General features: G+C 69.0%; 15 protein-coding genes and 2 pseudogenes. 7 read left to right on the top strand and 10 right to left on the bottom strand.

Translation table 11 applies throughout. The annotated features are described in order from the left end of the window. Positions 1 to 40: 40 nt before the first annotated feature. The 4 genes from QK444_RS11990 to QK444_RS11975 form a co-directional block, all read right to left on the bottom strand. Complete coding sequence (locus tag QK444_RS11990) at positions 41 to 451, bottom strand: hypothetical protein (RefSeq protein WP_282779747.1); 411 nt, start codon at positions 449 to 451, stop codon at positions 41 to 43. Between the two features lie 115 nt (positions 452 to 566). After that, positions 567 to 1,331: a CPBP family intramembrane glutamic endopeptidase gene (locus QK444_RS11985; RefSeq protein ID WP_282779746.1), complete on the bottom strand. Its 765-nt coding sequence runs from the start codon at positions 1,329 to 1,331 to the stop codon at positions 567 to 569. A 56-nt stretch (positions 1,332 to 1,387) separates the two neighbouring features. Further along, positions 1,388 to 2,326: an RluA family pseudouridine synthase gene (locus tag QK444_RS11980; RefSeq protein ID WP_282779745.1), complete on the bottom strand. Its 939-nt coding sequence runs from the start codon at positions 2,324 to 2,326 to the stop codon at positions 1,388 to 1,390. A 92-nt stretch (positions 2,327 to 2,418) separates the two neighbouring features. Beyond that, positions 2,419 to 2,871, bottom strand: a complete 453-nt coding sequence (locus QK444_RS11975; protein WP_282779744.1) for a TIGR03667 family PPOX class F420-dependent oxidoreductase — start codon at positions 2,869 to 2,871, stop codon at positions 2,419 to 2,421. Positions 2,872 to 3,067: 196 nt separating this feature from the next. On the opposite strand from QK444_RS11975, the gene QK444_RS11970 reads away from it, so the two are divergent. Continuing rightward, positions 3,068 to 4,351 (top strand): SidA/IucD/PvdA family monooxygenase, encoded by a 1,284-nt coding sequence (locus tag QK444_RS11970; protein ID WP_282779743.1) that lies wholly within the window; start codon positions 3,068 to 3,070, stop codon positions 4,349 to 4,351. A gap of 148 nt (positions 4,352 to 4,499) precedes the next feature. On the opposite strand, the gene QK444_RS11965 is transcribed toward QK444_RS11970, so the two are convergent. Continuing rightward, positions 4,500 to 5,153 (bottom strand): GNAT family N-acetyltransferase, encoded by a 654-nt coding sequence (locus QK444_RS11965; protein ID WP_282779742.1) that lies wholly within the window; start codon positions 5,151 to 5,153, stop codon positions 4,500 to 4,502. A gap of 91 nt (positions 5,154 to 5,244) precedes the next feature. On the opposite strand from QK444_RS11965, the pseudogene QK444_RS11960 reads away from it, so the two are divergent. Continuing rightward, a pseudogene (locus QK444_RS11960) lies at positions 5,245 to 8,608 on the top strand (amino acid adenylation domain-containing protein); the annotation flags it as partial. A 132-nt stretch (positions 8,609 to 8,740) separates the two neighbouring features. Here QK444_RS11960 and QK444_RS11955 read toward each other — a convergent pair. From QK444_RS11955 to QK444_RS11945, 3 genes and pseudogenes are all read right to left on the bottom strand, one after another. Further along, the gene (locus QK444_RS11955) at positions 8,741 to 10,867 is read right to left on the bottom strand and encodes a glycogen debranching N-terminal domain-containing protein (RefSeq protein ID WP_282779740.1); all 2,127 of its coding nucleotides are present in this window, start codon (positions 10,865 to 10,867) and stop codon (positions 8,741 to 8,743) included. An 872-nt stretch (positions 10,868 to 11,739) separates the two neighbouring features. Next, positions 11,740 to 12,762: pseudogene (locus tag QK444_RS11950) on the bottom strand (glycosyltransferase family 4 protein); the annotation flags it as partial. Between the two features lie 541 nt (positions 12,763 to 13,303). Then, the gene (locus QK444_RS11945) at positions 13,304 to 14,407 is read right to left on the bottom strand and encodes an AMP-binding protein (protein ID WP_282779739.1); all 1,104 of its coding nucleotides are present in this window, start codon (positions 14,405 to 14,407) and stop codon (positions 13,304 to 13,306) included. 361 nt (positions 14,408 to 14,768) lie between these two features. Here QK444_RS11945 and QK444_RS11940 point away from each other — a divergent pair, with 361 nt between their 5' ends. Then, positions 14,769 to 15,122, top strand: a complete 354-nt coding sequence (locus QK444_RS11940; RefSeq protein ID WP_282779738.1) for an MmcQ/YjbR family DNA-binding protein — start codon at positions 14,769 to 14,771, stop codon at positions 15,120 to 15,122. 21 nt (positions 15,123 to 15,143) lie between these two features. Here the strand turns inward: QK444_RS11940 and QK444_RS11935 are convergent, their stop codons facing one another. Both QK444_RS11935 and QK444_RS11930 read right to left on the bottom strand, forming a co-directional pair. Beyond that, a complete protein-coding gene (locus QK444_RS11935) occupies positions 15,144 to 17,201 on the bottom strand; it encodes a M13 family metallopeptidase (RefSeq protein WP_282779737.1) in 2,058 nt (685 codons plus the stop codon). A gap of 105 nt (positions 17,202 to 17,306) precedes the next feature. Then, complete coding sequence (locus tag QK444_RS11930) at positions 17,307 to 19,379, bottom strand: M13 family metallopeptidase (protein WP_282779736.1); 2,073 nt, start codon at positions 19,377 to 19,379, stop codon at positions 17,307 to 17,309. Positions 19,380 to 19,736: 357 nt separating this feature from the next. On the opposite strand from QK444_RS11930, the gene rplN reads away from it, so the two are divergent. The 4 genes from rplN to QK444_RS11910 form a co-directional block, all read left to right on the top strand. Continuing rightward, entirely contained in the window at positions 19,737 to 20,105 is a 369-nt protein-coding gene (gene rplN, locus QK444_RS11925) for a 50S ribosomal protein L14 (protein ID WP_029923634.1), read from the top strand. Positions 20,106 to 20,107: 2 nt separating this feature from the next. Beyond that, the gene (gene rplX, locus QK444_RS11920; RefSeq protein ID WP_029923635.1) at positions 20,108 to 20,422 is read left to right on the top strand and encodes a 50S ribosomal protein L24; all 315 of its coding nucleotides are present in this window, start codon (positions 20,108 to 20,110) and stop codon (positions 20,420 to 20,422) included. Then, positions 20,422 to 20,985, top strand: a complete 564-nt coding sequence (gene rplE / locus QK444_RS11915; protein WP_029923636.1) for a 50S ribosomal protein L5 — start codon at positions 20,422 to 20,424, stop codon at positions 20,983 to 20,985. The genes rplX and rplE overlap by 1 nt, the downstream gene beginning before the upstream one ends. Positions 20,986 to 20,989: 4 nt before the next feature. After that, a partial coding sequence (locus QK444_RS11910) for a type Z 30S ribosomal protein S14 (RefSeq protein ID WP_282779748.1) occupies positions 20,990 to 21,148 on the top strand: 159 nt, incomplete at its 3' end.

The following is a 21,148-nucleotide window of genomic DNA, read 5'->3' as shown; positions in this document are numbered from 1 at the left end:
GGGCGGTTCGGGGGCCGAGCCCTGCCGAACCGGGTCTGCGTTACGAACCAAGGAAGCCCAGCGGTGACGCACCGCAGGTGGCGCTGCCGGTCAGGGTCGGCTGGCGGACATCGACCTTGAGTTCCCAGGCTGAGCCCTGGAGCACGGCCAGGGTGTGGGTGCCCGCGAAGGTCGGCGTCCACTGGATGGTGGCCTTGCCGTTGACCGGTTTGACCGGACTGCCCTTGATGACGCGGCCGCTGTCGTGGAACCAGACCTCGAACCAGTGGTCCACGGTCGCGGTGATCTCGTAGGTGCAGGCCTCGTAGATGGTGCGGGCGTTGACCGACAGGCCGGTGGGGACGGCGGTCGCGTAGGGCGCCGTCATCGCCGCCGAACAGGCCATCGCGGCCAGGGCGGTGACGCCGACACCGGCCCGCCGCGCGATGTGCTTGTTCACGGACTTCGTCATGGATAACTCCTCGGGTGCCTACCGCATCAGATGCGGACCAGCGAACCCTAGCGAGCGTCCAGTTGGCCGCGTGGCGCTTTCGGGAAAATACTGAAACAAGTTCCAGTCACATAGCTCAGTGCAGTGTGACATGCCAGACGACCGCCGCCGCCAACGCCCCCGCACCGTTCACGGCCCAGTGGAAGGCGATCGGCGCGAGCAGGCTCCCGCTGCGCCGCCGCAACCAGGTGAAGATCGCGCCCGCGACGGCCGTGACGAGTACGGCGAGCGCGATGCCGAGCACCTGCCCGAGCGGCCCGCCGCCGAGGAAGCTCGACAGGCCCTTGTTCCCGCTGGTCAGTCCCAAGGACGAGGCGATATGCCAGAGTCCGAAAAGCAGTGACCCAGCCATGAATACGCCGCGGGCCGCGAAGATCCGGTCCAGCGTTCCGTGTAGCACGCCTCGGAAGGCCAGCTCCTCGGGAATCGCGGTCTGCAACGGAATGACGACCATGGACGCGATGAGCGCGCCCGAAATGGTGGCGTACCGATCGGCCAGGAAGAACGGCCGGGTGATCGGCAGCGCCGCGCCGATGGCGACCGCGGCCAGCACCACCCCGACCGCGCCGAGCGCCCACAGCGAACCGGTGCGCCAGTGTCGCGGGGAGAGTCCGAGGTCGCTCCAGCTCAGCCCGCGACGGCGCACCATGGCCAGCAGAATCACCGCGGCAATGGGCACCGTGACGATATTGGCCCAGGCGGTGGTGAAGTGTGCGATGAGATTCGTGCCGGTCAGCACGACGATGACAACGGCGACGTCGATATACGCGTGCAGCCTTCGGGGCTGCGGGACCGTCGGAGCCGGGCTGACGGCGACCGCGCCGTTATCATTTCGAGACATCGCGGCCAGTCTACGTTCATATCCTGAGAACGCACCCGGATGTGGCGAACTGCGCGCTAGTTCTCAGGCCCCGCCCAGCCGCGTGGATCATCCCACGCCTGAAGCGTCCGTTTCGTCGTGAACCGGCGCGGCTCCCGCGTCACCGGATCGATGAATTCGAGTGCGGAAGCGAGCAGTTGGAGCGGCCGGGTGAAATCGTCGACGGGTTTGTCGGTGAGTTCGGGATAGAAGTCGTCGCCGAGAATCGGCACCCCGAGTCCGTTCATGTGCAGCCGCAGCTGATGGGTGCGCCCGGTGCGCGGCAGCAGTCGGTAGCGGCCCAGCCCGTCGCGATGCTCGAGCAGTTCCACCCGGGTTTCGGCATTGGGCTCGCCGTCCACCTCGTACGCCTGCAGCACCTGCCGCTCCTTGACGATGCGGCTGCGCACCACGCGCGGCAGTTCCAGATGCGGGTCGAAGCGCGCGATCGCCTCGTACTCCTTGTGGACGAGTCGCCGGTGGAACAGGGTCTGGTACGCCCCGCGCCGGGCCGGATCGACGACGAACAGCACGAGCCCGGCGGTGACGCGGTCGAGCCGGTGGGCCGGAACGAGATCGGGTAGGTCGAGCTCCCGGCGCAGCCGCACCAGGGCGGTTTCGAGGATGTGCTGGCCGCGTGGAATGGTTGCCAGGAAGTGCGGTTTGTCGGCAACCAGGATTGATTCGTCCCGGTGCACGATGCCGATGTCGAACGGCACGGGCGTTTCGTCGGGCAGATCCCGGTGGAACCAGATCGCCCCGCCGGGCACGTAGGGCGCGTCGGGGGCGAGGGGACCCTCGAGGTCCACGATCCCGCCCTCGCGCAGCAGTTCGTCGATGCGGCGCGCGGGTACGCGCGGCAGCCGCTCCACCAGATGGTCGCGAACGGTCGCCCAGTGGCCGTCCTCCGGTAGTCGCAACCGGGCCGGGTCGAGCCCGTGCCGCTTGGGTAGCGGCGGTTGCTGCCTGCGTCTCACCGGCTCGACCCTATCGGGGTGGGCCGAGCGGTGATCTCGCAGGTGGGGGCGGGTGTGGACGGCGTCACGCGGAACCCGCGCGGCCGGCGCGCTCAGAAGCCGCGCAGCCGGTCGGGTCGTATCCGCACGACGACCGAGTACGAGGAGTAGAACTGCTCGTCGGTCATCTTGATATCCACCATGCCCCGGGTGTACTTGCGCGTGTACTGCACGATCTCGGGCGGTGTCGCGCCCTCGGGATCGATCCGCGCGTCACCGGTGACGATGACGATGTCACCGCCGCTCTCGGCGCTGTTGAGGTGCAGCGAAACCCGCGGATTGCGGGCGATATTGCGCAACTTGGCCTGATCGGGCTGACTGAAGACGAGGAATTCGGTGCCGTCCCACAGGAACCACACCGGATTGGGCTGTGGCGTGCCGGACGATCCGACCGTGGTCAGCCAGGCCACGGTGTCCTTCCGGAACCGCTCGGTGACGTGCTTGCCGAACTCGGTGCCCGGGTCTACGACGGGCTCATGCGAGGAACGGGCGTCGGTCGTGGTCATGCCACCGTCAACGCCCGTCCGTGCGAGGGGATTCCGGTGTTCAGGATTTCGGTTCGAGGGTGCGGTTCAGGACGGAGTCGCGCGGATTCATCGGTCTGGGCAAGCGGGAGTCCGGTAGATAAGGTAAGCCTATGCAAATATTGGGGCGGGATCGCGAGACGGCGGGCTGACGCCGAACAGGAGGGCAGGAGAACCGGTGGACACACTTCTGGTGGTCGGTGCGGGGCCGAAGGCCATGGCGGTGGCGGCGAAATCGCACGTGCTGCGGCGGCTCGGCCTGCCCGCGCCGCGGGTGATCGTGGTGGAAGCCCATGCGGTGGGCGGAAACTGGCTGCCCAGCGGCGGGTGGACCGACGGTCAGCACCGCCTGGGCACCAGCCCGGAGAAGGATGTCGGCTTCCCCTACCACTCCACCTGGGCGCGCGGTCACAATCAGGCGATCGACGAGGGCATGACCGCCTTCAGCTGGACCGCGTTCCTGATCGAGCACGGCACCTACGCCGAGTGGATCGACCGCGGTCGCCCCAGCCCGCAGCACCACGTCTGGGCCAAATACCTCCAGTGGGTGGGCCGCAAGACCGATATGGAACTGGTGCTCGGCACCGTGCGCACCATTGCCGCCGCCGATGGCGGCTGGCTGGTGACGGTGGCCGACGCCGCGCGCGAGACCTGCGAAATCGATTGCGACGCGGTCATGATCACCGGTCCCGGACGCAGCGACCGGGCGCTGGCCGACCATCCGAAGGTGTTGAGCATCGCCGAGTTCTGGGATCTGGCCGGCAAGCGCCGCCTGCCGCCCTCCTCGCGGGTGGCGGTGATCGGCGGCGGCGAGACTGCGGGGTCCGCGCTCGACGAGCTGGTGCGGCACGAGATGCTGTCCATCTCGGTGATCACCCCGAAGGCCACCATCTACACCCGGGGCGAGGGCTATTTCGAGAATTCGCTCTTCAGCGACCCCGTCCGATGGAGTTCGCTGGGCATGGCCGAGCGGCGCGACGTGATCCGCCGGACCGATCGCGGCGTGTTCTCGGTGCGGGTGCAGGAAACGCTGTTGGGGGACAATCGCGTTCATCATCTTCAGGGCCGCGTGGTGCGCACCGTCGATCAGGGCGACGGCGTCGCGGTGACGCTGCGCAACGAGCTGCGACCGGATCAGGTGCACGCCTACGACCTGGTGGTGGACGCCACCGGCGGCGATCCGCTGTGGTACCTGGAGTTGCTCGACGCGGGCGCGACGGATCTGCTCGAACTGGCGGTGGGCGGGCCGATCACGCAGGAGCGGGTGGAGGCGGCCATCGGCTACGACCTGGCGGTCGCCGATCTCGACAACAAGCTCTATCTGCCGAATATGGCGGCGCTGGCGCAGGGCCCCGGATTCCCGAATCTCAGCTGCCTGGGCGAACTTTCGGACCGGGTGCTGCGGACGGATCAGGGCCGTCGCCGGAATTCGGTCCGCGCCGGGGCCGCCGTCGTCGGGTAGCCGCGCCGCCGTGTGGCACGCTGCTGGCCGCTCGGGCCGGTATTCCCGGCGGAACCGCCGGCCCGGAGCGATCGGGTTCCGGGCCGCTGCTGCAACGCGAAACGCCTCGTCCGCCACTCGTGCGGCGGTGGCCGAGGCGCGATCGGATTCAGCGCAGGGTCGGCACGTCCCCGCCGGCCCGTGGCAGGGTGTACAGCGAGATACGGCGATCGGGGCGAATATCGAAGTCGCCCAGGTGTATCCAGCCGTTCTTCGTCAGCGCCCTGCGCATGGGCGCGTTCCGGTGGTCGGGGTCGCACATCATCCGGCGGCACTCGGGTTCGGCGGCGAAGACCCTGGTCGCGAGCTCCCGCATCCAGGCCGACATCACCCCGCGTCCGATGAGTTTCGTCTCGGCGGTGGCGATGTGGAAGCCCATATCGCGCGGGTCGGCGGCGTACAGGGTGCCGATCTCGTCCTTGGCGGGCCGGTACAGCTCGACGTAGGCGACCTCTTGGCGGCCCAGTTCGGGCAGGTCGGCCGCGGTGAAGTCGTAGCCGAGAATGCATGGCCGGGAGAAGGTTCCGGCCAACTGGGCGGCGCAGTCGTCGCGGCGCTGGGCCGAGGGCCAGTCCTGTTCCCAGGTCTCGACCAGGTGCGGCCGGTGCATCCATTCGGTGATGAGTTCCGGGTCGGCCCCGTCGGCATCGACGATCCGCAGGTCGAAGGGATGGTCGAAGTCGGGAACGACGGGTGCGGGCGCGGTGCGGACGTTCTCGGGAATGTCGGTCAGCTCGCGCTTGAGCACGTACGTCCGGTTCATAGGGGTGGAGCTCCGTTCGGTCGTTACCTCGATCACTCGGTTGGTAAGGATAGCCTATGCTAATTCGCATGTCGGTTACCGCCAGCCCCGCCCCGGACCGCCACCCGCTGTCGGTAGGCCAGCGGCGCATGTGGTTCCTCCAGACCCGCGATCCCGAGGACACCACGCTGAACATCTGCGTGGCCTACCGCCTGTCGGGTGCGCTGGACGTCGCACGGCTGCGCGCCGCCGTCGACACGGTCGCCGCCCGCCACGACGTGCTGCGCACCACCTACGGGGTGGATGCCGAAGGGGAACCGTATCAGGTTCGCTCCGAGGGGATTTCGGTTCCGTGGCAGACACACGACGTGAGCGGACTGCCCCCGGCGGACCGGACCCGCCGGGTGGCGGTGCTGGCGCGCCGCGAATTCGCGCGCTGCTTCGACCTGGCCGCGGAACCCCCGCTGCGCCCGACCCTGGTGCGCACGGCCGCCACGGAACACGTGCTACTACTGGCGGTGCACCGCATCTGCTGGGACGACGACTCCTGGCCGGTGTTCTTCGCCGAGGTCGACGCCGCCTACAACGGCCACGAGATGGCGGCCCTGCCAGCGCGATTCATCGATATCGAGGGCACCCTCGCCGCCCGAGCCGAAGTCAACGCCGCCGAAATCAATGCGGCGGTTGATCGCTCCGCCACCGGCACCGCCGACACCGCCGCCTTCGACACCGCTGCCGTCGTCAACGTCGCCGCTCCCGCTGCCGCTGGTCTTGCCCGCGTTACCGATGTTGCCCCTCCCGCTGCTGCTGGTGCCGCCCGCGGTGCTGCTGGTGCCGCTCCCGCTGCTGGTGCCGCTCCCGGTGTAGACGACACCGCCCGCGCTGCCCATGACACCGCCCGTGCTGCCGATAGCGCCGCCCGCGCAGCCGACGACACCGACGATGCGGCCGCTATCGCCTACTGGCGGTCCGTGCTGCGTCCGCTGCCCGATCCGCTGCTGCTGCCCGGCTCCGCCGTGATGAACCCGTCCAAGCGGGCCGACCGCGCCACCATCGCGCTACCCCGTGACCTGCTCGACCGGGTCGACTCCTACGCGCGTGACCACGCCGCCACACCGTTCGCGGTGCTGCTGGCCGTGTATGCCGCGTTGGTCGAGCGTTACACCGCCGCAGGCGATTTCCTCGTCTCCATCCCGGTCACCAACCGGCGCTCGGCCGCCGCCCGTCGGTTGATCGGCTACTTCGGCAATACGCTGCTGCTCCGCCTGACCCCGCATTCGGCCGCCACCTTCGGCGGGCTCGTCGCCGCTACCGAGCGACACTGCCGGGAGGCCCTCGCACATCGCGGTGTCGGCATCGATCGCATTGTGCGCGAAGCCAATCCGGAGCGGGTGGCCGGACGCGACGGCATGGACCAGCTGGTGCGGCTCGGCTTCAGTACCCGGGAGAGCACCCACGGGTTCACGCTCGATGGTGTCACCTCCACCCGCCTCGACGAACTCGGTGCGCCCACGGCGCAGGTGCCGCTGGCGCTGGCCGTGGTCACCGACGGTGCGGGGGATGCGCTGGTGGAGGCCGAATACCAGGTGGACGTGCTGACCCGCCCCATGGTGGAGTCCATGCTCGAGCACTATGTGCGGCTGCTGGACAGCGCGCTGGCCGCACCGCACCGCCGCATCGGCGATCTGGACATGCTCGGCGCACGCGACCGCGACGCCGTCCTCGCCGCCTCGCGCGGTGCGGTCGCGGATATCGCGCCCACCACCATGGTGGCCCTGTTCGAGCGCAGTGTCGCCGCCGCGCCGCACACCCTGGCGCTGGTCTCCGATACCGCCGAACTCACCTACGCCGCACTCGACCGCCGGGTGAACAGGTTGGCGCACTGGCTGATTCGCCGGGGTGTCGGCGCCGAGGACCTGGTCGGCCTGCGCCTGGGGGCCTCGATCGAATTCCTGGTGGCCGTCTACGCCGTATTGAAGGCCGGTGCCGCGTACCTGCCCATCGATCCGGCCGACCCCGCCGACCGCGTCGACTACCTGATCGAGGATGCGGGCCCGTGCCTGGTGCTGGGCCGCGCGGAGCTGGAACTCGCGGAGGAGCTGGCCGCCGCGCTGCCGGAGTCCGCGCCCACCGATGCCGATCGGGTGCGGCCGCTACGTCCGGCCAATCTGGCCTATGCCATCTACACCTCGGGGTCGACCGGCAGGCCCAAGGGTGTTCCGGTCGCGCACGCGGCCATCGCCGAGCATGTGCTGAGTTTCATCGCCGACTGGGGGATGACCTCCGACGACCGATTGCTGCAATCGTCGTCGGTCGGCTTCGATGCCTCGCTGCTCGACATCTTCGTCACGCTAGCCCTCGGCGCTCGGTTGGTGGTGCCGAAACCCGGTGCGTTCCAAGACATGCGCTATGTCGCGGAGCTGATCGCCGAGCGGGGCGTCACGGTGCTGCACATGGTGCCGTCCCTGCTGAGCACCTTCCTGCAACTGCCCGAGATCAGCGCATGGCGGGCGCTGCGCCGGGTGCCGGTCGGCGGTGAGCCGCTGCCCGGCGAGGTGGCCGACCGGTTCGCCGGTGTCTTCGACGCCGAATTGCGCAATCACTACGGGCCGACCGAGGCGGTCGTCTGCGCCACCCATATGCCGGTGGACGGACCGATGGGCCCCGGTATCGTGCCCATCGGCATCCCCAATCGGAATGTGCACGCCTACGTGCTGGACGCGGCGCTGCACCTGGTGCCCGCCGGTGTGGTGGGTGAGCTGTATCTGGGCGGTGCGCAGCTGGCCCGCGGCTATCTCGGCCGTCCGGGTTCGACCGCCGCGAGTTTCGTGGCCGACCCGTTCACGCCCGGAGCCCGGCTGTACCGCAGCGGGGATCTGGTGCGCCGCAACGAGTTCGGCGAGCTGGAGTTCGTCGGCCGGGCCGACGAGCAGGTGAAGGTGCGCGGCTACCGCATCGAACTCGGTGAAGTGGAGGCCGCGCTGTCCGCGCACGCCGCGGTGGCCCGCTGTGTCGTGCTGGTCGCCGACGATCCGGCCACCGGCCCGATGCTCGCCGCGTACCTGGTGCCGGCACCCGACCGGACCGTCGATATCGAGCGGGTCCGCGCGCATGCCGCCGCGGTGCTCCCGGACTACATGGTGCCGCGCGCCTTCGCGGTGGTCGACGAGATCCCCCGGACGGCCAGCGGCAAACTCGACAAGCGCGCCCTGCCCGCGCCGCACGGTGTCGTGCGTCGCCGTCGGCACCGCGAGCCCGCCACCGACGCCGAACGTCGCATGTGCGCGCTGTTCGCCCGCCTGTTCGCGCGCGATCGGGTCGGCGCCGACGACTCCTTCTTCGACCTGGGCGGCCACTCCCTGCTCGTCACCCGCCTGGCCGCCCGGATCCGCGCCGAATTCGGGGTGGAGCTGCCGGTGCGCACCATTGTGGACATGCCCACGGTCGCCGAACTCGCGGCGGCGGTGGTGGACCGGACGGCGTCGGCCCGTCCCCAGGAGCCGCCGAACCGGGCCGCCACGATCGCCCCCGCGTGATACCGCGCCGACGCCAGGCCGCGAGTCCCGGAATCGAGACGTGCGACCGCTCGGCTCGGGTGACAGCCGCGGTCAGTGCGTGACCAGCCGCCAGTCCTCGGGCAGGTTGGAGGCGGTGACGCGGTCGCCCTCCACGGTGAGGTCGATCACCGTGCCGCCCAGCCGCAGATCGGTGAGTTCGACGCTGCCCCAGCGGGCGGGCAGGTGCGGCAGCACCGTGAGGGTGCGCCGCGGGACATCGGGCTCCAGCCCCAGGAACGAGCGCACCAGCAGCAGCGGCGCCGCGCTCGCCCACGCCTGGGGTGAGCAGGAGGTGGGGTAGGGGACGGGTGCGGCGAACCGCGAACGCGGGAAACCGCAATACAGTTCGGGCAGTCGCCCACCGAATGCCCCGGCCGCGGCGAGCAGGCCCTCCGCCAGTTCGGTGGCCAGTTCGATGGCCCCGGGCAGATGCCGGTACCGCAGCAGACCGGCGACGGCGATGGCGGTGTCGTGCGGCCAGACCGAGCCGTTGTGATAGCTCATCGGGTTGTACGCGCCCATATCGGAGGCCAGGGTGCGCAGCCCGAAGCCGGTGCTCATCTCCGGGCTCGCCAAGCGCTCGATCACCTGCGCGGCGTGCTCGTCGGAGGCGATGCCCGACCACAGGCAGTGGCCGATATTGCTGGTGAGCGCGTCCAGGCGGCGTTTGTTACGGTCCAGAGCGACCGCGAACCAGCCTCTTTCGGGCAGCCAGAAGGCTTCGGCGAATTTGGTGCGCAGTTCGGCGGCCCGGTCGCGTAGATGTCCTGCGGTGGTCGCGTCGCCGAACTCGTCGGCCAGTTCGGCCCGTGCCAGCAGCGCGGCATAGGCGTAGCCCTGTACCTCGCACAGTGCGATCGGCGGTTCGGGCACATGTCCGGTCGCGTCGTTGATGCCGTCGAAACTGTCCTTCCAGCCCTGGTTGAACAGGCCCCGGTCGGTGGCGCGGCGGTATTCCACGAAACCGTCCCCGTCGCGGTCGCCGTAGTCGGTGATCCAGGTGAGCGCGGCGTCGGCGGCGGGCAGCAGCGCCCGCACCGATTCGGTATCCGCGCCCCAGCGCCGCGCCTGCGCCAGCAGCATGACGAACAGCGGCGTGGCGTCCACGGTTCCGTAGTACGTCTCGCCGCCCAGCACCGCACCGCTGGCCGGACCGCGCCGCATCTCGTGCATGATGCGCCCGGGTTCCTCCTCGGTCAGTGGATTCACCCGCTTCCCCTGCATCTCCGCGAGCTGCTGCATGGTGCCCAGCGCCAAATTCACGTCCAGGGGCAGCGCCATCCACGCGGTGAGCAGGCTGTCGCGGCCGAAAAGGGTCATGAACCAGGGCGCACCGGCCGCCACGAACGGTCGGCCGCCGCGCATATCGTCGTGGATCTGCAACGCCCCCAGATCACTCTCGGTGCGTTCCAGCACCCAGGCCAGTTGCGGATCGGCGGCGGTGATCGTGGTGGCGGTATCCCGCCAGGCCGCGATCTTGCGGCTCGGCTCGCTGAATTCGTAATGCGCCCCGGGATGCGGCGAGGAATGGATGGGCTGGCTGCCGATGGTCGGCTGGGCCAGGATCTCGGTCCGCCACGTGCTTCCGGCGGGCACCACCACCCGCCAGGACAGCGAACCGGGCAGTACCGCCGGGGTTTCCGACGAGGTCACCACCACGCCGCGCGCGCGGTCCGAGCGGTCGTTGAGCAGCAGTTCGACATCGGCCACCAGTACCTCGGCCCGGCTGTGGCCGGTGCGGCCCTCCTTGACCGCGAACAGGTCCACGAAGTCGGCGTCCACATGCAGTTGCAGATCGACGGCGGTGGTTTCGCGTCCCAGGTTCTCCACGGTGATGGTCTCGTGCAGCGCCTCGGCCAGCAGTCGCTCCCGCACGATGAGCACCGTGCTGTCGGCCGCGCCGGCCCGGGGCGGCCGGCGCAGTATGAATCGGGCGGTGAACGCCTCCGGGCTCAGCACCGACAGCGGTTCGGCCCGCTGCCCGTCCACGCGCAGCTCCCAGCGCGACAGCACCCGGGCGTCCCGATAGAACAGCCCGTGCGGGGTGTCCGGCTCGACATCGCCGAGCCGGTCCGAGAGGCAGAAGGTGCTGCCCTCCACCAGGGTGACGGTGCCACCGCCGCCACCCAGGGTCGACGGCTCGCCGGCATTGAGCGCGGCGGGCGTCTCTCCGATCATGCAGAACCTCCCGTCGGGGCGTCCCTCCCGCTCTCCGGTGCGCTACCGGTCTCGGGGTTCGACGCGGAACCTGTTGCCTTGTCGACTCTCTTCACGCCGCGGCCACGCTTGGCGGCGGACCGCGCCACGGCGCGCCGTGTCCGCGTGCGCTCGCCCCCGGACGTTCCCGGGTGTGCGGCCGTTCCCGCCGTCCGCTCCACGGCCTCCCCGGAATCGGGGATCGCCGCAATCGAGCCGAGGGCGGGCAACCCGCTCTCGATCACCGTATCCGGGAATGTCGGCGGCCGGGTGTCGTCGAGCGATCCCGACCCGATGCGCGGGGCGCGGGTTCCGCCGATGGTGCCAGACCCCGTGCGCGAGATCTTGTTCGGAACATCGCTCGAGACAACATCATTCGGGTGGCGAGGGCTTGCGACCGGATCGGCGGCGATGGCGGGTCCGCCCGGAGTGCGCGCAGGTCCGTACGGAGTCAAAGCGCCTCCGATCGGAGCTTCAATGCTTCCGAGTGGAATGTAAGGTAGTCCATTCGGAGTGCCTGTCAGGTCCGAATTGCCTGCTGGAACGGGCGCGCTCGCCGGATCGGGTGTTCGGCGGGCCGGATTCGCGCCTGCCACGGACCGCTGCCCGCGTTTCCGTGGCGGCGTGCCTGCCCGTCGTGCCGGTGTCGTTCGTGCCGGAACGGTGGTCGGAGCATGTCCCGGCCCACCGGCTGCCGAGGTACCGGCAGGGGAGGGTGCGCGGCTGGGGGTGGGTCCTGCGGTGCGGGCCGGTGCGGGAGTCGCCCGTCCGGGGCCGGCGCCGGCGGTGCGGGTCGGCGGGGTGGTGGGCGGTTGGTGCACCGTGATGCGGCCGGTCCGCGTCGGACGGGTCGCGACGACCTTGCGATACACCTCCTCGTAGCCGCGTCCGAGGGTGTCTGTCCCGAAGTGCTCGAGCACGTGGTCGCGGCACGCCTGCGGGTCGTAGTCGCGCACCTCCTTGATGGCGGCGGGTAGCTCGTCCGGATCGTCGCAGATGCGTCCGGTGACGCCGTCCACGAGCACCTCGCTCACCGCGCCGCCGCGCAGTGCCACCACCGGTGTTCCGCACGCCATGGCTTCGATCATGACCATGCCGAACGGCTCCTCCCACTGCACCGGGAACAGCAGGCAGCGCGCCCCGGCGAGCAGTTTCTTCTTGGCGGCGGCGTCGGCCATGCCGAAGACGGTGTCCCGCTCGGTGAGCAGCGGGGCCACCTGGTCGTCGAAGTACCGGATCTCCGGCGGTTCCGCGCATTTCCCGGCCAGCACCAGCCGCATATCGCAGGCATGCGCGGCGGCCAGTGCCAGATGCGGGGCCTTCTCCGGGGTGTACCGGCCCAGGAACAGCGCGTAGTCCTCCTTCTCCGGCTGGAAGGGGAAGTCCGCGACGCGCAGCGCGTTGTGCACGCGCCCGACCCAGTTCAGGCCCGGAGCCAGTGCGCGCTGCCGGTCGCTGATGGCCACCAACGCGGCGTCCTCGCCGAGTTCGCTGTAGTACATGTGCGGATCGCCGTCGACGGGTCCGTGCACGGTGACCACCATGGGTAGGCCGAGGGCGCGGTACACGGGTAGGTTGAGCGGCCCGGCGAAGGTGTGATCGTGCACCAGGTCCAGCCCGCGCGTCGCGGTGAGGCGTTCGAGTGCCCGCCGAACCTTCAAGGCGTGCAGCACCTCCGGGAACGGATCGCCGAGCCGGGCGGCCTGGATCTCGTCCCACAGCGGTATGAATTCCGCGGCTCGGGTGCCGTGCACGCCGGCGCCGAGCAGGGTGACCTCGTGTCCGCGCTCGACCAGTGCGTCGACCAGGTCGGCGACCACCGCCTCCACGCCGCCGTACGCCTTGGGCGGCACGTCGAAGTACGGGGGGACGACCATCGCGATGCGGAGGCTCTTGCGCTCGGGCGGTACGAGGGTGTTGGAGGACGCCGGACTCGGCGCCGCGGATGCTGCGGTCATGACCCACCTTCCAGGGACCGATCGGACGGCATCGCGGCTACCCGATGCCGAACAGTGTGGCCGTGCGGGTCGGTGGGCGACCGAACAGTCCTCGATCCCAGGGTTTTTCGGCTCGTCTGCTGTCTCCGGTGCAGCAGAAGAGTGCGAGCCGAGCTATGGGTAGCGCTTCCGCGGGGATGGACATATGCGGCGATCGTCGCGCCGACCGGTGCCATCGCTCATGGCAGCCCGGCGATACGGCGCGCACGATTTCAGCACCGATGGCGAGATCGTCACCGTCATCGCGCGGTGAGACCATAATCTGTGGCACCCCGAAGCGCCTCATTGCGTTCGGCGGCCAGTGACTGAGTTACACGATATAGCCGGAGATCACAGTGAATCGTCGGATCAGTAAATATTGCCGGAGAATTCGTGCGCGGTTTCCCGCCGTGCCGGTCCGCTGACCGGGGGCGAAGCGGTATCAGGCGGCGATTTCGGGGAATATGGTCGCATTGACGCCAAGATTCGAACCGGTCGCTTCGTGTTCGGCGACGATGTCGCCGGTTGCGAATGTCAACCATCCATCCGCGGTCCAGCGACCCGGCATTCCGGCGTGGCACAGGCGCGCACCCGGAACGAACGGATCGGCCACGAACAGTGCGGTGCCGCCGTCGATCTCGGCCGCCAGCGCGGCGCCGCCCAGATACACCCGGCCGAATCGGCCCGGTGCCACCGGTCGCAGCTGCGCGTCCAGCACCAGCACGCGCGCACCCGGAATCGGTCGCACCCGGCCGCTGCCGTCCAGCGGTCCGCGCGCCACCACGCCCGCGTATCCGGGTGCGGTGTAGGCGAATCCGGCCACCGAGCCCGGCGCGAGTTCACGCAGCAGGCCGGGAAGGATGGCGGGGCAGTGGATTCCGGTGACATCCCAGCGGCGCACGGTGGGCAGTGCGACGGCGGCCGTATCGGCGAAGCGCGCGAGCACGGCGGCCTCGGCCACCACGTGGGTGGCTCCGGTGTCGGCGATCAGGTCGGCCAGCGCGGCCGGATCGCGCCGTTGCGCCTCGGTGGCCACCACCAGCGTCGCACCGTCGGCAATGGCCGCGAGCAGTTCCACGGCGGTGTCCGCGCAGGCCCAGGCGGTGGCCAGCAGCCGGATATTGGACGTTCCCTGGGCCGGATCCACATGTCCGGCCCGGCAGTCGGTGGTCACGGCGCGGCGATCATCGACGGCGGCGGCCAGCGCGTCGGCGCGCAGTCCGACGGTCGAGCCGTACACACCGGTCGGCATGGAAAGGGTCAGCGCCGCACCGGACTTCGCGGCCGCGGCGATATCGGCCAGCAGCCGGACCGCACCGTCGACGGATGCCTCGCAGCGCTCGGCGACGGTCGTGTGCGCCATCCGCTCGAACAGCTCCCCGTAGGTCAGGGTCGCCGCCCCGCAGCGCAGTGCCGGGCGAATGGCGGGCACCCGCCGACCGCGCTCGATCAGGGCGCTGACGCCCGGGTAACCCGAAAGCTCGACCCCATTCGCCCACTCGTCGACGAGTCGCTGCCGCTCCACAGCGGCCAGGAGTTCCGGCACAACGCTCTCCATCGCTCGTATCGCCAACGTCAACTATGGCAACCCTAACCTAACAGCATCGCGTCCCGATACCCCGGGCATCACATCTGTGCGCCGATCCACTCCGTCCCCCCGCTCGCGTCCCGTCGCTCCGGCCGCGAACCGCCCACCCGACCGCCCCCTCGGTCGGCCCGGGCGATCCGCTGCTCGTCGCGGAGGTTGCCGCGCCGCTCGTCGGCAGCGAGAGCCATGATCGCGTCGACCGGCCGTTCCCCGATCTCCACGACTCCGGCCCGCGTCTTCGACCTGGGCCGCCACGACATGTGATGACCGCCGTGCGGTAGCCGCTGCGGCTGTCGGTCGGGCCTGAGACCATCTGTTCATGACAGCGACTGGGGATGATGCTCGCGCGGTTGCGCTTTCGCTGCCGGAGGTCCGGGAGGGATTCGAATGGCAGATGCCGACCTTCCGGGTGGCGGGGAAATTGTTCCTCACCCTGCCGGAGGGGGAGACCTCGATGGCGGTGCGGTGCCCGATCCTGGACCGGGACGAATTGGTGGCGGCCGAACCCGGGAAGTTCTGGATCGCGGGGCATGAGGCGAACAATGCCTGGGTGCGGGTGCGGCTGGCCGCCCTCGACGATCCGGCGGAGCTCGAGGCCATCGTGACAGACTCGTGGGCCCAGGCCGCGCCGCGCGCACTGGTGGAACAGCACCCGGACGGGGTCGGCGGGTGACGCCGCCCGGGTGCTCGCGGCTCAGAAGGTGACGCGCTGGTCCTGGGGCAGGAACAGCTTGTCGCTCTCCTGCACGCCGTAGCTGGTGTAGAACTGCTCCAGATTCCGCACCACCTGGTTGGCGCGGAACTCGTTGGGTGCGTGCGTGTCATTGGCCAGCAGGTTCTCGGTGTACTGGCGGGTGGACTTGTCGCGCCAGTTGCGAGCCCAGGATTCGAACAGCGGCTTGTAGTCGGGCGTCTCGATGCCACGCCGCCGCTCGGCGATGGCCAGGGCGGCGATGGACATCTGCAGGCCGCGCACATCGGCCACGTTCTCGCCGAGGGTGAGCTCGCCGTTCACGGTCTGCTCGGGGTCGAGGCCCGCCGGGACCAGCACGTCGTACTGCTCGACGAGCTTCTGGGTCCGCGCCTCGAAGGCGGTGCGGTCCTCCGGCGTCCACCAGTCCTTCAGATTGCCGTCGGCGTCGTATTTGGAGCCCTGATCGTCGAAGCCGTGCCCGATCTCGTGGCCGATGACCGCGCCGCCCGCGCCGTAGTTCACCGCCGGTGCCGCGTCCTTGTCGAAGAACGGCGGCTGCAGGAAGGCGGCGGGGAAGACGATCTCATTGGTGACGGGGGAGTAGAAGGCGTTCACGGTCTGCGGCGGGCTGCTCCACTCGCTCTTGTCGACCGGCTTGCCGAGGTAGCCGAACATGCGCTCGACCTCGAAGGCATTGACGGCGCGCAGGGATTCGATCAGCTTGCCCCGGGTGATCTTCAGGTCGGAGTAGTCCTCCCACTTGTCCGGATAGCCGATCTTGGCCCCCATCTTCTCCAGTTTCTCGATGGCGGCATCGCGGGTGGCCGGGGACATCCAGGTGGAGGCGCGGAAGTTGTCGCGGTAGGCGGCCTTGAGATCGTCCACCATCTCCAGGGCGCGATCCTTGGCTTCGGGTGGGAAGTGCTGTGCCACATACAGTTTGCCGAGCGGCTCGCCCAGATTGCTGCTCACCGTGGCCACGGCCGACTTCCAGCGCTCCGGCCGCTCCTCGAGCCCGTTCATCACGGTGCCGAAGAATTCGAAATTGGCGTCGGAGATGGTCTTGGGAAGGAAACGCGCGAACTCGCGCACCAGATAGATCTTGAGATAGTCGCGCCACAGCCCCAGATCGGTGTCGTGCCAGAGATTTCCGGCATGGGTGAGATACGACGGCTGGTGCACGATGATGGTGTCGAACAGGTTCTTCGGCCGGTCGGTCTGCCCGGCGAGCCAGGGATCCCAATCGAATTGCGGAGCGAGCGCGGTCATCTCGTCCCACGACATCTTGTTGTAGGTGGCGTCGGTATCGCGATTGCGCACATTGTCCCAGAAGCCCGCGGCGATCCGGGTCTCCAGATCCAGGACGCGTGTGGCCATTCCGGCCGGATCGTCGAAGCCCGCGCCCTTGGCGATGGATTCCAGGAACGTCTTGTAGGCGGCGAGCTTGTCGGCGTACTCGGGCTTGCGGTAGTATTGCTCGCTCAACCCGAGACCGGATTGGCCGACCGCGGCCACATGCGCGCTGGAATTCTTCCGGTCGATGGTGACGCCCAGCCCGATGATGCCGCCGATCGGCAGCCCGGCCATCACCTTGGCCAGTTCGGTTTTGCCGTCGGCGGCGTCGATGCGCGCGAACAGGTCGGCCAGCGGCGTCATACCGAGGCGTTCGATCTCGTCGATATCCATGCGGGCGTCGTAGAGATCGCGGATCTGCTGCGCCTCGGTGCCGTCCTGCGGTTCGGTGATGCCCTCGATGATGCCGCGCAACTGCTCCTCGACCCGGTCGCCGACCTCGTCGAAGGTGCCGAAGGAGACCTTGTCCGGCGGCAGTTCGTATTCGCGCAGCCAGGTGCCGTTCACATTGCGGTACAGGTCGTCCTGCGGCCGCACGGCCTGATCCGCCCCGGAGAGGTCCGGACCCTTCAGCGGCGTGGTGGTCGATGTGGTCGTCGGCGCGTCGTCGCTGCTGCACGAGGCCAGCCAGGCGGCGGTGGGCACTAATCCGAGCGCCACGAGGAAGGCGCGGCGATCGATACGGACCGGACCGGGCGATGTCACGGGTACCCCTCTCTGAGCGTGCGGTGATGCCGCACCGTGGCTGTGCTTCGGCACGAGGCTACCGGCGCGGCGGCGGCATGGGCGGGTGGACGTTCGCGGCTGGGATCAGAGCGTGACCCGCTGGGCGGGCGCGAGCCATTCCCGGTCGCCCTCGACCACCGCGAAGGTGCTGTAGAACTGCGGCAGGTTGCGCACCGTCTGGTTGCAGCGGAATTCACCGGGGGCGTGCGGGTCCTCGGCCAGCAGTGCTTCCGCGTACTCCGGCGTCACCTGGATGCGCCAGATCCGGCCCCAGGACTGGAAGACCGGGGCGAGGTCGAGCCGCGCGGTGTTCGGCTGCTGCGCCGCGTCCGGCTGCGCTGCGTCCCCACCCTGCTCGGCGATGGCGTAGGCGGCCAACGCGATGCCGAGTCCGCGCAGATCGGCCAGGTTCTCCCCGACGGTCAGTGCGCCGTTGACGTGTGCGGTCGGCGGCAGCCCGGTCGGCACCAGGGCGTCGTACTGCGCGATGAGCTGCTGGGTCTTGGCGTCGAAGGCGGCGCGGTCCGCGGGTGTCCACCAGTCGTGCAGATTGCCGTCGCCGTCGTAGCGCGAGCCCTGATCGTCGAAGCCGTGCCCGATCTCATGGCCGATGACCGCGCCGATACCGCCGTAGTTCACCGCGGCCTCGGCATCGGAGTCGAAGAACGGGGCCTGCAGGATGGCTGCCGGGAAGACGATCTCATTGCGTGTGGGCTCGTAGTAGGCGTTCACGGTCTGCGGCGGCATGCCCCACTCCGAGCGGTCGACCGGCTCGCCCAGTTTGTCGAACATGCGCCGGGCTTCGAAGGTGTGCACCGCCAGCAGGGATTCGAGGAGTTTGCCGCGGGTCACCACGACGCCGGAGTAATCCTCCCAGGTGTCCGGATAGCCGATCTTGGTGTCGATCTTGTCGAGTTTGGCGACGGCGGCGTCCCGGGTCGGCGGCGACATCCAGCTCGAGGTGCGGAAGTTCTCCCGGTAGGCCGAACGGAGGTTGCCGACGAGATCCTGCACCAGGCGCTTGGATTCGGCCGGGAAGAACTCCGCGACATACAGCTTCCCCAGCGGCATGCCCAGATACGTGTTCAGGACGGTGATGGCCGAACGCCAGCGCTCCGGCCGCTCCCGCTGGCCGTTCACCAGCGTGCTGTAGAAGGCGAAGTTCGCGTCCGCGATGGCTTTCGGCAGGTACTCGGCCCAGGTGCGGACCAGGCTCAGCCGCAGATAGTCCCGCCAGGTCGCGATATCGACCTCGGCCCACAGTCCGGCCGCCGCCGTCACGAACGAGGGCTGGCGCACCACCACCGTGTCGAAGAGTTCGGCGGGCCGCTCGGTCTGCCCGGAAAGCCAGGGGCCCCAGTCGAATTCCGGTCCGAGGGCGATGAGTTCGGCTCGGCTCATCCGGTTGTAGGTGGCCTCCGGATCGCGGGTGCGCACATTGTCCCAGAAACCCGCGGCGATCCGCTGTTCCAGCTCGAACACCCGCCCCGCCATGGCTTTCGGGTCCGCGAAGCCCGCTCCGGCGGCGACGCGCTCCAGATAGGTGCGGTAGCCCGCGAGGATGTCGGCGAATTCCGGCTTCCGATAGTCCTGTTCGGGCAGCCCTAGCCCGGATTGGCTGATGGACGCGATATTCCGGGCCGCGTCCCGGTCGTCGGGGCCGACCGAGAGTCCGATCAGCCCGTCGATGGGCAACTGACCCATCACCAGCGCCAGATCGGGTTTGGAGCGCGCCGCGTCGATGCGGCGCAGCGGATCGGCGAGCGGGGCCATGCCCAGCGCGTCGATCTCGTCGGGGTCCAGGTAGGCGTCGTAGAGGTCGCGGATCTGCTGCTGCGGGGAGCCGTCCGCGGGATTGTGGATCCCGGTCACGATCTCCTTCAGGTGCCGCTGCGTGCGGTCCTCGACCTCGGCGAAGGTGCCGTAGGCGGGTTTGTCGGCGGGCAGTCGGTAGTTCTCCAGCCACTTGCCGTTGACGTAGCGGTAGAGATCGTCCTGTGGCCGCACCCCCGGATCCGATCCGGACATATCCGGCCCCGTCGCCGTGCCGGGCCTATCGGTGGTGCAGGCTGGCAGCAGTGCCAGCGCGGGCGCCAGCCCCAGGGTTTTCAACAGGGTGCGGCGGTCGAGAGCGAACGGCTGCTCCGGCGAACTCACGGGACTCCTCGGTCGGAAGTGCAGATGGATTGCTCGGGTGTTGCTCGGTGTCGAGGCTAGCCGCATGTCCGGGGTGTCGCCCGCAGCTCCGCCCGGGTCGCGCGGGTGCGTCCGCCCCCTGATTTGGGCGCTACCTGGGCGTTGGCTACACTTGAGCGGTTGCCTGCGGGAGCTATGCCCGCACTCCGGCCGCGAACCCACAGTGGTTGATCAACTTCGATCAAGGATATCCACTGGCAGGCGCTGCCCCGCGTACCTCGCGGAGCGGGCCGAACGGCTCAGCTGTGAGGGCAACTGACCATGCCCGTCGGGTCGGCAATCCGGCGTGCATAACGTCCAGGTCTAGGAGGAGCTGAAGTGATTCAGCAGGAGTCGCGGCTGCGCGTCGCCGACAACACGGGTGCCAAGGAAATCCTGTGCATCCGCGTGCTCGGCGGTTCGTCGCGCCGCTATGCCGGTATCGGTGACGTGATCGTCGCCACCGTCAAGGACGCCATCCCCGGCGGCAACGTCAAAAAGGGTGAGGTCGTCAAGGCGGTCATCGTGCGCACCGTCAAGGAGCGTCGTCGCGCCGATGGCTCGTACATCAAGTTCGATGAGAACGCCGCTGTGCTGATCAAGGCGGACAACGATCCGCGCGGCACCCGCATCTTCGGCCCCGTCGGCCGTGAGCTGCGCGAGAAGCGTTTCATGAAGATCGTTTCGCTGGCCCCGGAGGTGCTCTGACCATGAAGGTGCACAAGGGCGACACCGTGCTCGTCGTCTCGGGTAAGGACAAGGGCGCCAAGGGCAAGGTCATCCAGGCCTTCCCGGCGACCGGCAAGGTCCTGGTCGAGGGCGTGAACCGGATCAAGAAGCACGTCGCGAACTCCGCCAACCAGCGCGGTGCCAGCTCGGGCGGCATCGTCACGCAGGAAGCGCCGATCCAGGCCTCCAACGTGATGGTGATCGACTCCGACGGCAACCCGACGCGCGTCGGCTACCGTACCGATGAGAACGGCAAGCGCGTTCGCATCTCCCGTCGCAACGGGAAGGACATCTGATGACCTCCACCGAGAAGACCCAGCCCCGGCTCAAGGCGCGCTACCGCGCCGAGATCAAGGACGCGCTGAACTCCGAGTTCAACTACGACAACGTCATGCAGATCCCCGGCGTGGTCAAGGTCGTCGTGAACATGGGCGTCGGCGACGCCGCCCGGGACGCGAAGCTGATCAACGGTGCGATCCACGACCTGACCCTGATCACGGGTCAGAAGCCGGAGATCCGCAAGGCCACCAAGTCGATCGCGCAGTTCAAGCTGCGTGAGGGCATGCCGATCGGCGCGAAGGTCACCCTGCGCGGCGACCGCATGTGGGAGTTCCTGGACCGCCTGATCTCGATCGCGCTGCCGCGTATCCGCGACTTCCGCGGCCTGTCGCCGAAGCAGTTCGACGGTAACGGCAACTACACCTTCGGTCTCTCGGAACAGTCGATGTTCCACGAGATCGACGTGGACAAGATCGACCGTCCGCGTGGTATGGACATCACCGTGGTGACCACCGCGACCAACAACGAAGAAGGCCGCGCGCTGCTGAAGCACCTCGGCTTCCCGTTCAAGGAGAACTGAGCACATGGCTAAGAAGGCTCTGATCAACAAGGCCAACGCCAAGCCGAAGTTCGCGGTGCGGGCCTACACCCGCTGCCAGCGCTGCGGCCGGCCGCACGCCGTCTACCGCAAGTTCGGCCTGTGCCGCGTGTGCCTGCGCGAAATGGCGCACCGCGGCGAACTG

It is taken from the genome of Nocardia sp. CC201C (genome assembly GCF_030010695.1).
In the GTDB taxonomy this organism is placed as follows: Bacteria; Actinomycetota; Actinomycetes; order Mycobacteriales; family Mycobacteriaceae; genus Nocardia; species Nocardia otitidiscaviarum.
Note: the sequence above shows the minus strand (reverse complement) of the source record. Positions and strands in the feature narration are given on the sequence as shown.